Source organism: Burkholderia sp. HI2500 (assembly GCF_002223055.1).
In the GTDB taxonomy this organism is placed as follows: Bacteria; Pseudomonadota; Gammaproteobacteria; order Burkholderiales; family Burkholderiaceae; genus Burkholderia.
On sequence record NZ_NKFL01000006.1, the window covers coordinates 411,331 to 425,912 of the forward strand.

At 66.5% G+C, this 14,582-nt stretch carries 12 protein-coding genes; 9 read left to right on the plus strand and 3 right to left on the minus strand.

The genetic code is table 11. From position 1 onward, the window contains the following. Positions 1–15: 15 nt before the first annotated feature. The 3 genes from CFB45_RS19575 to CFB45_RS19585 all read left to right on the plus strand — a co-directional run bounded on the left by CFB45_RS19575 (position 16) and on the right by CFB45_RS19585 (position 3,015). On the plus strand, positions 16–1,419 hold the full coding sequence (locus tag CFB45_RS19575) for an HdeD family acid-resistance protein (RefSeq protein WP_089426963.1): 1,404 nt from the start codon (positions 16–18) through the stop codon (positions 1,417–1,419). Positions 1,420–1,513: 94 nt separating this feature from the next. Beyond that, a complete protein-coding gene (locus tag CFB45_RS19580; protein ID WP_089426964.1) occupies positions 1,514–2,092 on the plus strand; it encodes a hypothetical protein in 579 nt (192 codons plus the stop codon). Positions 2,093–2,283: 191 nt separating this feature from the next. Next, positions 2,284–3,015 carry a ribonuclease T2 gene (locus tag CFB45_RS19585; protein ID WP_089426965.1) on the plus strand — a complete coding sequence of 244 codons (732 nt, stop codon included), beginning with the start codon at positions 2,284–2,286 and terminating at the stop codon, positions 3,013–3,015. Positions 3,016–3,235: 220 nt separating this feature from the next. Here CFB45_RS19585 and CFB45_RS19590 read toward each other — a convergent pair whose 3' ends face one another. Then, on the minus strand, positions 3,236–3,871 hold the full coding sequence (locus tag CFB45_RS19590; protein ID WP_089426966.1) for an isochorismatase family cysteine hydrolase: 636 nt from the start codon (positions 3,869–3,871) through the stop codon (positions 3,236–3,238). A 371-nt stretch (positions 3,872–4,242) separates the two neighbouring features. Between CFB45_RS19590 and CFB45_RS19595 the strand changes: the two genes are divergently transcribed. Further along, positions 4,243–5,256: a hypothetical protein gene (locus CFB45_RS19595; protein ID WP_089426967.1), complete on the plus strand. Its 1,014-nt coding sequence runs from the start codon at positions 4,243–4,245 to the stop codon at positions 5,254–5,256. Between the two features lie 198 nt (positions 5,257–5,454). Here the strand turns inward: CFB45_RS19595 and CFB45_RS19600 are convergent, their stop codons facing one another. Next, positions 5,455–6,369 carry a glutaminase gene (locus CFB45_RS19600; protein ID WP_011354359.1) on the minus strand — a complete coding sequence of 305 codons (915 nt, stop codon included), beginning with the start codon at positions 6,367–6,369 and terminating at the stop codon, positions 5,455–5,457. Between the two features lie 221 nt (positions 6,370–6,590). On the opposite strand from CFB45_RS19600, the gene CFB45_RS19605 reads away from it, so the two are divergent. The 3 genes from CFB45_RS19605 to CFB45_RS19615 all read left to right on the plus strand — a co-directional run bounded on the left by CFB45_RS19605 (position 6,591) and on the right by CFB45_RS19615 (position 9,428). Continuing rightward, complete coding sequence (locus tag CFB45_RS19605; protein ID WP_039366515.1) at positions 6,591–7,301, plus strand: response regulator; 711 nt, start codon at positions 6,591–6,593, stop codon at positions 7,299–7,301. Between the two features lie 64 nt (positions 7,302–7,365). Beyond that, a complete protein-coding gene (locus CFB45_RS19610) occupies positions 7,366–8,496 on the plus strand; it encodes an ATP-binding protein (RefSeq protein WP_089426968.1) in 1,131 nt (376 codons plus the stop codon). A gap of 308 nt (positions 8,497–8,804) precedes the next feature. Next, positions 8,805–9,428, plus strand: a complete 624-nt coding sequence (locus CFB45_RS19615) for an FMN-dependent NADH-azoreductase (RefSeq protein WP_089426969.1) — start codon at positions 8,805–8,807, stop codon at positions 9,426–9,428. Between the two features lie 57 nt (positions 9,429–9,485). Here CFB45_RS19615 and CFB45_RS19620 read toward each other — a convergent pair whose 3' ends face one another. Then, the gene (locus CFB45_RS19620; RefSeq protein WP_089426970.1) at positions 9,486–11,879 is read right to left on the minus strand and encodes a patatin-like phospholipase family protein; all 2,394 of its coding nucleotides are present in this window, start codon (positions 11,877–11,879) and stop codon (positions 9,486–9,488) included. Between the two features lie 269 nt (positions 11,880–12,148). On the opposite strand from CFB45_RS19620, the gene CFB45_RS19625 reads away from it, so the two are divergent. Beyond that, the gene (locus tag CFB45_RS19625; protein ID WP_089426971.1) at positions 12,149–13,189 is read left to right on the plus strand and encodes a rod shape-determining protein; all 1,041 of its coding nucleotides are present in this window, start codon (positions 12,149–12,151) and stop codon (positions 13,187–13,189) included. Between the two features lie 233 nt (positions 13,190–13,422). After that, positions 13,423–14,082 carry a YdcF family protein gene (locus CFB45_RS19630; RefSeq protein WP_089426972.1) on the plus strand — a complete coding sequence of 220 codons (660 nt, stop codon included), beginning with the start codon at positions 13,423–13,425 and terminating at the stop codon, positions 14,080–14,082. Positions 14,083–14,582 lie beyond the last annotated feature (500 nt).

Sequence of the window (14,582 nt, forward strand, 5' to 3'; positions counted from 1 at the left end):
TGACGAGAGAGCGCGATGGTACGACTGGTCTTGCTGCTGCTGGGCATCGAATACTTGCGGACCCGCTGGCGCGGGCTGACCGTGCTCGGCTGGGCGTGGGTCGTCGCGGGCGTCGTGATCTTCGTCGATGCGCTCGACGGCGCGCTGCATTTCCCGATCCAGATCTTTGCGTGGCTGTTCCTGATCGAGGGGCTCGCGACGCTTGCGGTGGCCGGCAGCGGCGTCGGCGGGCAGCGCATCCTGCGCTACGTGAAGGGGATCGCGGTGGTGGTCGCTGCCGGGCTCGTGTTCGCGGGGCATCACCATGGCCATTTCCTGCTGTCGATGATCTTCGGCACGCTGTTCCTCGTCGACGGGCTGCTGCAGTGCACTGCAGCGTGGATGGTGCGCTATCGCCGCTGGAACGTCGCCTTCGCCTGGGGCGTCGTCGAGATTCTGCTGGCCATCTTCTTCTATCAGCCGTACCCGACGCACTATGTGGGCACCGTGCCGTACTGCCTCGGGCTGCTGCTGATGTTCGGCGGGATGCACATGCTGAGCCTCGCCGCGCGTGTGCGGCGGCTGACGCGCAATCCGGCGTTCGCGACGTCGCCGGCGCCGGCGCTCGCGCCCGATCTCGACGATACGCGCGACCGTCCGCATTTCGCGCAATCCGAATGGGACGGCCCGCCGGCCGACGGCGAGCATGCGCTCACCGTGCACGTGTGGACGCCGACCGGCACGTCGAAGGCCGAGGCGCAGCGCTATCCGGTGATCGACCGCTATATCGCGGCCGTGGACGTCAACGGTGTGATCTCGACCGGGCACGCGGCGCTGGAGTCGCCCGAGGGCATCTATATCAGCCTGTATCCGGGCGTCGAAATCGATCGTTCTCCGGACGAATTCACGCGCATCCTGCGCGCAACGCGAGAAAACGACGTGCCGGGCCTGTTCCAGCCTGACTACGCGACCGAGTCGAAGGCGTGGTGCCCGTCGACCGTGCGCGTGCGGATCCGCAACTATGATCCGTCGAAGCTGGATGCCTTCTGGACGTCGTACCGGCAGAACCTGACGTACAACCTCACGCATCGCAATTGCTCGAGCACGGTGTCGAACGCGCTCGAAGCCGCGCTCGACGGCGCGGTGTGGCGGCTGAAGGGCGCGCGGGCCGGGTGGGGCGCGTTCGTGCGGCTGCTGCTCACGCCCGAGCTGTGGGTCGCCGCGCAGATCCGCAAGCGCGCGGTGACGATGGCGTGGACGCCCGGGCTCACGCTCGACTATGCGCGCGCGCTGAGCATGCTCGCCGACCCGCGGCCGTTCGCGTGGTGGAAGGTCGCGCGCTCGGCCGTGAAGGCGATCATGGCGTCGCGCCGCACGTGGCGCGAGCAGGACCACGCGGCGCTGTCGCCCGGCGGATCGGAGGCGGCGTCGATGAAGTGATCGCGTGCCGCCGGACGCGGGCCCGGCGTCACTGCGGCCGCTCCGCGCGGCCGCGCGAGGTTGCCCGCCACGAGACCCCCCTACGCAAACAACAATGAACAAGACGAGAGCCTTCCGCATCCTGATTCCCGCCACGCTGGCGCTGACGAGCGCCGGCTTCGCGCAGGCGAGCGCGGACGAGGTGCCGCGCATGAGCAACGACGTGTACCGCATGTCGGTGTCGTTCTGCTCGAACGTCGCGGCCGCCGAGAAGATCGAGTGCCAGGGCGACATGATCGCCGCGGGCAGCCGGATCGTCGCGGCGATCGGCGGCCTGCCGCCGGCATCCGCCACGTCGATCGACGAAGGCGCGCGCAACAAGCTGCCGGCGGCGGAGCGCAAGGGGCTCGCGCCGGTCGAGCCGGGCGCGATCGACAAGGACGACGACCTTGCCGGTCTCGCCGGCATGGTGCGTCTGTGCGACGTCTACGAATCCGAGCCGGCGTCGCGCGCGCGGCATCATGCGGCGCTGAAGCAGCAGGCGCCGGACGCCGCACCGCGCGTCGAGGCGTTGCTGGCCGATGCGTCGACGGCGGCGCGCCAGCGCGTCAGCATCGGCGTGTGGCAGATCCTCGCGCTCGAAGGCCCCGAATCGATCACACGCGCGTGCACGCAGCTGGGCGCCGGGTCGTGACGGGCGGCGTGCCGCCGCGTTGGCGGCGCGCTTCAGACATGTGAAGCGGCGGGCGGCGCGCCAGCGCGTGCCACCGGAATCTTTCGTCCACCTTCACATTCGTGCCACGTTGCGTCGGCAACAATCGCGGACAGATATTCGACAACCTTGCGGCGCATCCCGCGACCGCAAGCCTTTTCCGAGGAAACGCCATGCTCAAGACGCTCGCCCGCGCCGCTGCCGCACTCGCCGTCGCTTCCGCTTCACTGCACGCCACCGCGCAGACCAGCTACGACTACCTGTTGCTCGCCGCGTCGTGGGAGCCCGGCTTCTGCGCATCGCACGACACGCCCGAATGCACGAACCTCGCCGGCACGTACGCGGCGACGAGCCTGTCCCTGCATGGCCTGTGGCCGAACAACTACGACGGCAACCAGCCGTTCTACTGCGGCGTGCCGCAGAACGACATCGACCTCGACAACGCGCACCAGTGGTGCAGCATGGACGCGTACCCGATCAGCAGCGCGACCCGCAACACGCTGTCGACGTACATGCCGGGCGTCGCGTCGTGCCTCGACAAGCACGAGTGGTTCAAGCACGGCACCTGCTCGAACTCGGCATCGCCCGATGCGTACTGGAACCAGGCGTCCGGCATGATCAGCCGGCTCGGCAACACGTCGTTCAACGCGTTCCTGCAGGCGAACGCGGGCAAGACGGTCACGCGTAACCAGCTGCTGTCGGCCTTCGAAGGCGCATTCGGCAGCAACACGCGCAGCGCGGTGTCGCTGAAGTGCACGAAGACGAACGGTGTCAGCTACTTCACCGAGGCATGGATCGCGGTGAAGACCAATGCGGCCGCGCAGTTCCCGAGCGCCGCCTCGCTCGTGACGGACGGCAATACGCAGGGCACGTGCCCGACGTCGGGCGTGTATATCGCGAAGTAACGGGGAAGGAAGGGGCGGTGCGCGCGACATCGGGCGCGCCGTCGCCCGTTACGACGAGGCAGGCGACGAGCCACAGCCCTGGGTCGTGCATGACGAGCGCGAGTAGTTCGTCGCCGGCATCGACCTCATCCTGAAGGGGATCGGCGCGGCCCGGTAGTCGTCATCCTGCGGGCCGATTCGCATGAAGCCGTTGACCTGTCACGCCCGCGCGACCGATTGTTTACTCGAGCAGCCGCAACGCGTCCGCGAGCGACAGCACCGTCGTGCGCGATTCGAAGGCGGTGGCGAACAGATGCTCGTGAACCACCGGATCCGGGTCGTAGCAGCAGTCCTTGACCGTGTACAAGCGGAAGTCCGCATCGCTCGCGTGGGCGATCGACGACAGCATCACGCCCGTCGACGCGATGCCGACCATGATCAGTGAATCGACACCTTGCTCGACCAGCCGCGCCTCCAGATCGGTGCCGAAGAACACGCTGGCGCGGTGCGCGACGATCAGCGGCTCGTCGGGCTGCCGGCCGAGTTCCGGGCACGGGCCGTCGTTGATGAAGCGGCCGAGCTGCTTGATGCCCTGGCCGTTCTTGTTGCGCGGGCTGACTTCCGGATAACCGGGGCTGAACCGGAGGTTCGCGAACCAGACGCCGATGCCGCCGGCCCGCGCCGCATCGCAGAGCCGGCGCGTATTGGCGAGCAATTCGGGCGCGACGGACGGAAAGAGGCCGAGGATGTCGGTCTGGTAATGCATGACGAGCAGCGCGGTGCTCGACGGCACGATGGCGGGAACCGGCGCGGACGGGCTGTCGCCGGGGTTCGTGCGGGTGGTCGTTGCGATATCCGATGCGTGTTGCCGAGTCATGAACGAGAGTCTCCGATAGCCCGCGAGGAATGTCAGCGTCCCCGATTTGTACCGGAAAATCGGGTCGGCTGCCGATGCGATTTTCGTAGGTTTTATCGTGTTGCGAGCCGGCGACCGTCACGCCGGCGTCGCATTCCTGCCGGCCGGCAATGTACTGGCGGTCGCCTTCATCGTCTCCGACGATAGCCGATAGCTGAATCCGGAATTCAGCGATGACGACGGATCGGATCATGGCCGCCCGACCTTTGCCTATCAGGGGCAGCGGCCGAAGTTGTGCGGATTGCCCCTATTACCCCTATTACCCGAGGCTGCCTATAATCGTCATCAACTTGCCCGAGAAATCGCGGTTACCAAGGTGAGGGGGTGTCCAAATGGGACAGTGCCGTCGCATCTATTCGCGCTTCGTCCTCGCAAGCTCGATCGCCGGTCTGGGATGTCTGGCAGGCGCAGGCCTCGCGTACGCGGAGGACAGTCCGTCGAGCGTGCCGACCGGGTTCAAGCCATCGGAAAGAACGATCAACGTCTATGCGGTGTATGGCGACGGACGCGCGACCAACGGCGGCGATATGCATTGGCGTGCGTACGAAGTCGGCTTCGGCGATGTCTTGAATGACTACCTCTCGGTCTACCTCGCGTATCTGAACGAGGGGCATCCCCTCGATCACCACCGTGACGGCTTCGCCGCCATAGGTTCGTTTCGTTGGCCGGTCGGCGATCGCCTGGCGCTCGAGTTGTCGGCGGGGCCGTATTTCAGCATGGACACGACACATGTCAACGACCAGCCGCGCAATGAAAAGCGATGGGGCGTGCGCGCCTCGGCAGCGGTGCGCTATTACGTCGTTCCCAACCGCTTCTTCCTCAAGGTGCAGTACAACCACGTGCAGATGATCGACGGATTCAACTCCGACGCGGTGCTCTTCGGCATCGGCTCGGATTTTGGCGGCGATCCTGGCCCGGCTTTTTCGGACGGCAAGACGCAGGTTGGCGTTTGGGCCGGGACATCGCAGACGAACCGTCCCCAAGTGCCCATCGAAAAAGGGTATATGGTCGAAGTCAAGCGGCCGCTCGGCAATGCGTGGGCCTATTCGGCGAGCTTCGTCTACGAAGGCAATAACGGCGTCGCCGGCCGAAGAGGTGTGGCGGCGCAATTCTGGTATGTCGCGCCGATCAAGAGCAAATGGACGCTTTCGGCAGGTGTGGGCCCGTATCTCTCGCATGATCGGGACGAGGTCGCGAGTAAAACGAGACTGAATGCCTTGCTCAGCGCGCAGGTGACCTATCAGGTAACGAACGATTGGGCGGCGAGCTTACGCTTTAATCGTGTCGCAACCGGCAACGACAAGGACCAGGACATGTTCATGGTCGGCGTGGCGCGCAATTTCTAGCGGCTCGGCTTGCACCGAATCGACATCGGCCTGCATGCGAGTGACCGTTTTACCTTCGGAAACGGCCCTTTGGAGGTCGGCGTTTTGTGCGGCCCAGTTGGGTCGATCGCAGCCGATGGCCGAATTCCCCATCAAGCGCATGCGCCGATATGACTCTGCCGCCGTTGCGCCAGGTGGCGCTCGCCTAACCCCGCCGCGTCAAAAAATCGACCTTCCCGAATAAGTCGTCAACCACTCCAGCGCCAACGTCCCCGCCAGCGAGTTCCCGTTCGCATCGAGCCCCGGCGCCCACACGCACACGGCCATTTCGCCCGGCAGCACCGCGACGATCCCGCCGCCGACGCCACTCTTCGCAGGCAACCCGACGCGATACACGAAATCCCCCGCCGCATCGTAGGTGCCACAAGTCAGCATCAGCGCCGACAGCCGCTTCGCGGAACTCGAATCGACGATCCGCTCGCCGGTGACCGGCGCGACGCCGCCGTTCGCGAGAAACAGCGCGGCGCGCGCGAGCTCGACGCAGTTCATCGTGATCGCGCACTGGCGGCAATACGCGTCGATCACCGTGTCGGGCGGCATCTGCATGTTGCCGAAGCTCGCCATGAAGTGCGCCATCGCGCGGTTGCGCTCCGCGTGCTGCAGCTCCGACTGCGCGACGCGCGAATCGTAGTCGATGTCGTTCGCGCCGATCAGCCGCCGCACGAATTCGACCAGCGCCGTCTCGGCCTTCACGAAGCGGCGGCACAGCACGTCAGTGACGACCAGTGCCCCGGCGTTGATGAACGGATTGCGCGGCTTGCCGCGCTCGCTCTCGAGCTGGACCAGCGAATTGAACGCGTTGCCGGACGGCTCGCGGCCGACCCGTTCCCACAGTTCGTCGCCGAGCAGCTGGAACGCGAGCGTGCACGCGAACAGCTTCGAGATGCTCTGGATCGAGAAGCGCTCGTACGCATCGCCCACCGTGCAAACGTTTCCGTCCAGCGTCACGACGGCCATCCCGAACTTGTCGGCAGGCACTTTCGCGAGTTCGGGGATGTAGTCGGCAACCCGGCCCTGGCCAATCCAGGGGGCGAGTTCGGTATGGATGCGTTCGAGGATCGTCTGGTAATTCATCAAGTCAGGCGGGTAGGTGAGTGGCCGGATTCAGGCGAGCCCGTATGGAACCGTCCCGGCGCCGATTCGTCAAGCTCGGACGATATCGAACCCTTATTTTCAAGACCTCTGAACAGGCAATCGGCCGGCGCAGTATCATGCGGTACGTTTCGGCCAATGGCCGGCGTCCGGCACGGGCCGGCGCCGCCGCCGCGGCTTCCCCGATGACCCGACCGCTGCCCATGTCTTTTCGCATCCTGCTCGTCGAAGACGACACCCGCCTGTCCACGCTGATCGCCGGCTACCTGCGCAAGAACGACTATGAAGTCGACACTGTGCTGCATGGTGACGCCGCGGTGCCGGCGATCCTGTCCATTCGTCCCGATCTCGTCATTCTCGACGTGAACCTGCCGGGCAAGGACGGCTTCGAAATCTGCCGCGAGGCACGCAAGCAGTACGACGGCGTGATCATCATGGTGACGGCGCGCGACGAGCCGTTCGACGAACTGCTCGGCCTCGAGTTCGGCGCGGACGACTACGTGCACAAGCCGGTCGAGCCGCGCATCCTGCTCGCGCGGATCAAGGCCCAGCTGCGCCGCGCGCCCGCGCGCGTGACCGAGAGCACCGCGCCGCAACCCGAGCGCTACGCGTTCGGCAAGTTCTCGATCGACCGCACCGACCGCTCCGTCGTGCTGCCCGACGGCAGCACGCCCGACCTGACGTCGGCCGAATTCGACCTGCTGTGGGCGCTCGTCTGCCATGCGGGCGAAGTCGTCAGCCGCGACGACCTGATGCTGCAGTTGCGCGGCGTCGAATTCGACGGCCTCGACCGCACGATCGACGGGCGCATCTCGAAGCTGCGCCGCAAGCTGCGCGACGACGCGAGCAACCCGCAGCGGATCAAGACGATCCGCAGCAAGGGTTACCAATTCAGCAAGCACGCGTGGGAATGACGCGGCGGTCGCACGACGCCGTCACGTTCCGCGCGGGCATTCCACCCGCCGGCCGGGAGCCGAGATGATCCGACGAACCCGTTCGCACCCCGATGCACCGCCGCTGCCGACGCTGCGCTACGTGAAGTGGCGCTGGCTGCATTTCCGCCGCGCGTGGACCGACACGCGCGCCGACCGCATCCCGAGCTGGTCGCGCCTTTACGTGCGCACGTACCTGCATCTGCTCGGCCTCGTGCTGCTGACGGCCCTCGTGCCGGCGCTCGCGCTGTGCGTCGAATTGTCGCCGCAGGTCGTGTGGCATGCGTTCGACTCGCTGCCCGGCGACATCTGGATCGTGCTCGTCTTCGTGTTCGCCGCACCCGCGCTCGCGGCGTACCGGTGGATGCGGCCCGTGTGGTCGGATCTCGTGATGGTGCGCGAGCGCGCGATCGACTTCACGGGCGGGCGCTTCAACACGCGTGCGCGCGAATCGCACAGCGTGATCATCGGCCCGCTCGCGCGGACGCTGAATGCGCTCGCGATGCGCATGGAACGGCTGATCGCCGCGCAGCGCGACCTGACGAACGGGATCTCGCACGAGCTGCGCACGCCGCTCGCGCGCGTGCGGTTCGCGCTCGAAATGCTGCGCGAACCGGGTTCCGCGGCCGAATACCAGGGCGCGCTCGAGAGCATCGCGCAGGACGTGACCGAGCTCGAAGAGCTGATCGACATGAGCCTCACGTATGCACGGCTCGAATACAGCTCGCTGCAGTCGAACCTCGAGATGACGGCCCCCGTCGCGTGGTTCGAGCATCAGGTCAGCGATGCGCAGCTGCTGTATCCGGAGCGCGCGATCGAGTCGCGCATCGCGATCGCATCGGACCTGCGCGTGAAGATGGACCGGCGGCTGATGTCGTATGCGATGCGCAACCTGTTGCGCAACGCGAGCAAGTACGCGAAATCGCGGATCGTCGTCGGGATCTCGCTCGTGCACAGCAACATCGGGATCTTCGTCGAGGACGACGGCCCCGGCGTGCCGGAGAGCGAACGCGAGCGAATCTTCGACGCATTCGTGCGCCTCGACCGCCGCACCGGCGGCTATGGCCTCGGCCTGTCGATCACGCGACAGGTGCTCCATGCGCACAACGGCCGGATCGCGGTCGTCGATCCCGTCGAGCTCGGCGGCGCGCGCTTCGAGATCAGCTGGCCGGTCTAGCGATACACGTCGCGGGCGCCGAGCCTCGTTAGTCACCACACCACGACACCACACAGCCGCGCGCGCCGGATTCGGGCGCGTCGCCGGCCGTTCCGGCCGCACCTTCCCCATCTCGATGCCTTCCCACACCGCAATCGCGTGGCGATTCGTTTGCCACGCGTACGCGCTTTGCATTACGATTGCAGTTGCAACTATATCGGCGGGCCGATCCATGACAGCGCAGGCGGGCGGCCCGCGACGCAGCAGTGAAGCCGGGGCCGCCGCGATGGCCGCCCCTTGTTCATGCATTCCTGTCCGGGTCACTCATCATGCGGTTGTTGAATATCGTGTCTTCTCCCCGCGGCGCCAGGTCGGCTTCGATCGCGGTCGCCACTGCCTTTGTCGATGCGTACCGGGAGACGGGCGCCACGATCGACGTCGATACGCTGAATGTCTGGGAGGAGGACTTGCCGGACTTCGACAGCGAGGCGATCGGCGCCAAGTACAAGGGCGTCGCCAACGCGCCGATGGATGAGGCGGAGCAGTCGATCTGGCGGCGCATCCAGTCGCTCGTGACGCGCTTTCAGGAGGCCGACCGGATCGTCGTCGGCGTGCCGATGTGGAATTTCGGCTATCCGTACAAGCTCAAGCAGCTGATCGATCTCGTCAGCCAGCGGAACATGCTGTTTTCGTTCGACGGCACGGCGTACGCGCCGTTGCTGGAGATTCCGCGCGCGCTGGTGATCCATGTTCGCGGGCAAAGCCGGGAACCCGGCGCGGGCGCCGACAATCCCGGTTTCCGGCATCAGGCCGATTACATCGAATTCTGGTTGAGGTTCATCGGCGTGAGCGAGGTCAGGAGTCTGACCGTCGAACACACGTGGGGGGCACGCGCAAGCGACAGTATCGAGCGGGCGCAAGCCCGCGCGGTCGCGATGGCGGCGGAGTTCTGACCCGGCCGGGCGGCGCGAGGCAGACGCGGCAGCCGCCGAAGCGGCAGCCGCGCATGCTCAGTAGGTACGGCCGAGCTGCAGGTAGAAGTTGCGGCGGCCGCCGGGCGCGAGCGCGACGCCGATGTACACGGGCCCGAACGCGGTCGACAGGCTCGTGAAGAACGTATAGCTCTGCTTGAGCGCACCGCCGCCGATCTGCTGGCCGCTCGACCAGACGTTGCCGACTTCCGCGCTGGCGCCCACCGACAGCGCCTTGATCGGAGATGCGTTGAACGTCATCAGCTGGTTCATGTAGGTCACCTGCGCATACGCGAGCTCGTTGCCGTTCAGCTGGTCGGCCGCATACGCGGACAGATGCTGGAAGCCGCCGAGCGTGAAATTGAACGCGTTGATCAGGTTGGTGCCGCCGATGCTCTTGCCGCCTTCGATCGTCGCGCTGACGCTGTGCCGGCCGAACTGCTGCGCGACCATCGCCTTGCCGTAGATCTCGGTGTACGGCGCGCTGTTGATGCTGTCGTCGAAGTCCGACGCCGAGCCCCCGTTGCGCGACACCAGCGAGCGTTCGATACGCAGTTCGGTGAAATAGCCCTTGCGCGGGAACAGCGGATCGTCGAGCTGGTCGATGACGAGCCGCGCGCGCGCGGTCAGCGCCTGCGACGTGAAGCTCGGCCACAGCAGCGACCGGCCGCTGCCGTCGTCGAACGGCACGTTGTAGGTCGGCGAGCCGTGCCCGGTCACATAACCGAGGCCGATCCGGAAATCGCCGAGGCGCCCGATCGGCAGGCCGAGATCGAGCCCGGCGCGCGCGGTCTGCATCAGGTACTGCGTGATCTTCACGTCGCCGGTGTCGTCGTACAGGTTCGCGTAGCGGCGCTGGTATTCCGCGTACGGCGACAGATAGACACCGTAGGCCATTGACAGCGGCTGGCGGAACTCGATGCGCGCCGATTGCAGGTCGCTGCCGATCGTCGTGTCCGCGCGGAATTCGAGCCCGGATTCGGTGAGCCACGGCCGCCGGTAGCCGACGTGCAGGCGGAAGCCGCCCTCATCGGTCGAACTGCTCGACATGCCGAGCCCGAACAGCAGGAAATTCGGCCCCCAGTATTTCTCGCGGGCATCGATCTCGAGCACGTTTTCGTCGCCGTGGCTCACGATCTGCTGCGTGACGCTCTCGAAGTTGCCGCCGGTCGTGAGCCCGAGCAGATCCTGGCTGACCGTGTTCGGATCGTAGGTGTCGCCCGGTTTCACGTGCAGCGCGTTGCTGACGACCTGCTTCGGCACGCCGCCGGTGGTCTTGATGTCGATGCGCGTGATCCGGATCGGCGGCGGCAGCGGCTGCGCGTGCGCGGACTGGTAGGCCGCGTACTGTTCCGGCGTGAGCGCGAAGCGCTTCAGCTTCGGCAGCGCCGCGGTCGCGGCGGCGGCGCCTGCGGCGATCGCCTGCTTCGCGTTCTGGAAATCGGTGAACGCGAGCGAGCCGAGGTCCGGCGTGAGCAGCACGTCCTGCGTGTCGAGCTGCTTGCGCTGCGCGGTCACGTTCTGGCGGATCAGGATGCCGACCATCTGCTGCATCACGTCGGCCGGCGACGCGAGCGCGTCGAGCGGACGCAGTTGCGAGCCGATGTCGACCGCGATCACGACGTTCGCGCCCATCTGCCGCGCGGTGTCGACGGGCAGGTTGCTGACGAGCCCGCCGTCCACGAGCGCACGCCCGTTGATCTCGGCCGGCGCGAACAGGCCCGGCATCGCCATGCTCGCGCGGATCGCGAGCGGCAGCGAGCCGCGGTCGAGCACCACCATCTGGCCCGTCTGCAGGTCGGTCGCGACCGCGCGGTACGGGATCGGCAGGCGGTCGAACGGCTGGTTGGTCGGCACGGCGGCCGTCCAGTTCGCGAGCAGCGCCTGCAGCCGGTTGCCCTGCACGAGGCCGACCGGCACCTTCACGCCTTTCTTGCCGAAGCCGAGCGTCAGCCCGTTGATGTACAGGCGCTCGTCCTCCCGGCTGGTTTGCGGCAGGTCCGCGCGCTCCGTCACGTCGAATGCGATGTCCGCGAGGTTGACCTCCGACAGCCGCTTCTGCATCTCGTCGGCAGCCATGCCGCTCGCGTACAGGCCGCCGACCACGGCGCCCATGCTGGTGCCCGCGATGCAGTCGATCGGGATGCGGTTGTCTTCCAGTACCTTCAGGACCCCGAGGTGCGCGTAGCCGCGCGCGCCGCCGCCGGACAGCACGAGGCCGATCGACGGGCGGCCGGCCGGGCCGCCGTCGGCTTCGCAGGTGTGCCCGGATGCGGCGGGCGTGGCAGCCGGCGCGCTGGCGGCAGCGACCGGGGCGGCGGCGGAGTCGGCTGCCGGCAGCGGTTGCGCGGCGACCGTGCAGCACCAGAAGGCGACGAGCGTCGTGCAAAGCGGGCGCACCCGCGCCCAGCGGAAGGAAACGGTCGCTGTCATGGAGGAAATACCTGGCGTGATCGGGCGTCTGAGGCCTGCCGGGAGCAGGCAAGACCGAGAGATTACCGTGTTTTACAGGCGCAATGCGAGAGGCTGTTGCGTAGCCGGAGGTGTCCTGGTCGGCACTTTTGACAATTGTTTCGCGAAAAAATCATCGGAATTGCCTAAAGTATCGGAACGATTTGCCGCTAAGTTCGTGATGGGGCGGCATGGACGCGCCGCGAAATGCAGCGCGGCTGCCCTGGTCCGTTCGATTACAAAGGTTTGATATGTCGACACCGCTGTTCGGAAAGTTGTTTGCGCAACCCGTTGCGATCGACCCTGGAACGGCGAGTACGCGGATTTATACGCACGAACGCGGCGTGGTGCTGAACCAGCCGTCGGTTGTCTGCTTCCGCAAGGCCGGTGCCGGTGCGACCGACGCCCGGCCGACGCTCGAGGCCGTCGGCGAGCTCGCGAAGGCGCTGCTCGGCCGTGAACCAGGGCATCTCGAAGCCGTGCGGCCGATGCGGCACGGCGTGATCGCCGACGCGCACGCGGCCGAGCAGATGATCCGCAGCTTCATCGACATGTCGCGCACGCGTTCGCGCTTCGGCCGTCGCGTCGAAGTCACGTTGTGCGTGCCGTCCGACGCGACGGCCGTCGAGCGCCGCGCGCTCCGCGAGGCCGCGTTTGCCGCGGGTGTGTCGGAGGTCGAACTGATCGAGGAATCGCTCGCGGCCGGGCTCGGCGCGGGCCTGCCGGTGACCGAGCCGGTCGGCTCGATGGTCGTCGATATCGGCGGCGGGACGACCGAAGTCGCGGTGATCGCGCTCGGCGGCATCGTCTACCGCGAGGCGATTCGCGTGGGCGGCAACCAGTTCGACGCAGCGATCGTCAACCATGTGCGCAACCTGTATGGCGTGCTGCTCGGCGAACAGACGGCCGAACACGTGAAGCAGACGATCGGCTCGGCCACCAGCGCGGTGCCGCGCCGGTCGACGCGCGCGGTCGGGCGGGGTGTCGGCGACGGGCTGCCGCGCTCGATCGAACTGTCCAACCACGACGTCGCGGACGCGCTGGCCGCGCCGCTCAAGCAGGTGATCGGCGCGGTGAAGTCGGTGCTGGAGAACGCGCCGGCCGAGCTCGTGACCGACATCGCGAATCGCGGCGTGGTGCTGACGGGCGGCGGCGCGCTGCTCGCGGATTTCGAACGCCTGCTGTACGACGAGACGGGGCTCGTCGCCCGGATCGCCGACGAGCCGGCCACCTGCGCGGTGCGCGGCGCGGGCGAGGCGATGGGGCGGCTCACGATGTGCCAGGTCGACTGATCCGGGTCGTGCCGGCCGGGCGTCGCCGAGCGGCGCGCGCATGCGCATCCATTCGATCTCCGTATTGCTTACCCGCCTCGCCGGGTAGCTGTCTCCGGTCGACTTTCGGGAAGGCCGTCCGCCGTCCGGCATCGGTCCGTTGCGTGGACACCCGAACGCGCATCGTGCTAGCGTGACGCGCCCGTCCGGGGCGGGGCAAGCCGCTACGCCCGACGACCTGAGAGACCGAAACCTTGAAAAACCACACCAAACGGGGCGTGTTTGCCCGCCTGGGCCGCCTGCTGGCCGTCGTCGCGTGCCTCTGGATCGTCGCGGCCGTTGCGCTCGTCGCGTCCGGGATGCGGATGCCGAGCGAGCCGGCCGACGTCGCCGTGATCTTCGGCAACGCGCTCGACGAGGCCGGCGCGCCGAAGCCCGTGCTCGCCGCCCGGCTCGACGTGGGCGTGCGCTGCTACCGCACGGGGCAGTGCCCGGCGTTCCTCGTCAGCGGCGCGATCGACGGCCCCGGGCTGAACGAGGCGACCGCGATGCGCGACTATCTCGTGGCGCGCGGCGTGCCGGCCGACCGGATCGCGGTCGACGATCAGGGCGACAACACACTCGCGACCGCGCAGCACACGCTCGCCTATCTGCAGGCGCATCGCGTGTCGCGTGTGGTGATCGTCAGCCAGTATTACCACCTCGCGCGGGCGCGCCTCGCGTTCGAGCGCGTCGGCATCGCGCGGGCGGACATCTCCGCCGCGTATCCGCGCCGTTTCCAGTTGCGCGACGTCTATTCGAGCTGGCGCGAAGTGCCGGCGTATGCGGTGTATGCGGCGCGGCTGTGGGTGAACCCCGATGCGCGGCCGGTTTCGTTCCGGCCGATGCTTTATCTGATGAGCCTGTTTTCGTAACGGGGATGGTGTTCGACCGATACGCGACGGAAATCCAAAGGATCGGCTAAATGTCGGATTTGCCTTCCTTTTGTCTGACAAATGACGGCGCGGGGGATTATCTCGTGTCGATATTTTTCGGGCGTGCGGATATTGCGTTGCAATAAATCATCGTGATAATCGCGCCGATATCGGTATTTTCACCGATGCGATTGATTTCCGTATTTTTTGATAAATATCAAATTAGCGGGCAAGCGGCATACGAAATTGCCTGTCTGAAGCGCCCCGATAAGTAAAAAATACGCGCTCGCTGCACCCCTGATATGCAAGGGTAAAGATCGACTGGAAAAGCCTGTTTTTTTGAACTAGCCTTGTCTGACAAAAGCAGGGCGGTAATCAAATCAACCAGAAAATCGCTGCAGAAAAACAGGGGCCACCGACATGTCATTCGACTAGTTTCACGCCTGCCTGCCAGGGCCAATTAAAGATTCGTCCATGAATTAGCCGGCGTCGCATCGCGA

What these genes read in the sequence shown, in the direction of transcription:
- CFB45_RS19575 (WP_089426963.1), top strand. Translation starts at nt 16, where the DNA reads ATGGTACGACTGGTCTTGCTGCTGCTGGGCATCGAATACTTGCGGACC.
- CFB45_RS19580 (WP_089426964.1), top strand. Translation starts at nt 1,514, where the DNA reads ATGAACAAGACGAGAGCCTTCCGCATCCTGATTCCCGCCACGCTGGCG.
- CFB45_RS19585 (WP_089426965.1), top strand. Translation starts at nt 2,284, where the DNA reads ATGCTCAAGACGCTCGCCCGCGCCGCTGCCGCACTCGCCGTCGCTTCC.
- CFB45_RS19590 (WP_089426966.1), bottom strand. Translation starts at nt 3,871, where the DNA reads ATGACTCGGCAACACGCATCGGATATCGCAACGACCACCCGCACGAAC.
- CFB45_RS19595 (WP_089426967.1), top strand. Translation starts at nt 4,243, where the DNA reads ATGGGACAGTGCCGTCGCATCTATTCGCGCTTCGTCCTCGCAAGCTCG.
- CFB45_RS19600 (WP_011354359.1), bottom strand. Translation starts at nt 6,369, where the DNA reads ATGAATTACCAGACGATCCTCGAACGCATCCATACCGAACTCGCCCCC.
- CFB45_RS19605 (WP_039366515.1), top strand. Translation starts at nt 6,591, where the DNA reads ATGTCTTTTCGCATCCTGCTCGTCGAAGACGACACCCGCCTGTCCACG.
- CFB45_RS19610 (WP_089426968.1), top strand. Translation starts at nt 7,366, where the DNA reads ATGATCCGACGAACCCGTTCGCACCCCGATGCACCGCCGCTGCCGACG.
- CFB45_RS19615 (WP_089426969.1), top strand. Translation starts at nt 8,805, where the DNA reads ATGCGGTTGTTGAATATCGTGTCTTCTCCCCGCGGCGCCAGGTCGGCT.
- CFB45_RS19620 (WP_089426970.1), bottom strand. Translation starts at nt 11,879, where the DNA reads ATGACAGCGACCGTTTCCTTCCGCTGGGCGCGGGTGCGCCCGCTTTGC.
- CFB45_RS19625 (WP_089426971.1), top strand. Translation starts at nt 12,149, where the DNA reads ATGTCGACACCGCTGTTCGGAAAGTTGTTTGCGCAACCCGTTGCGATC.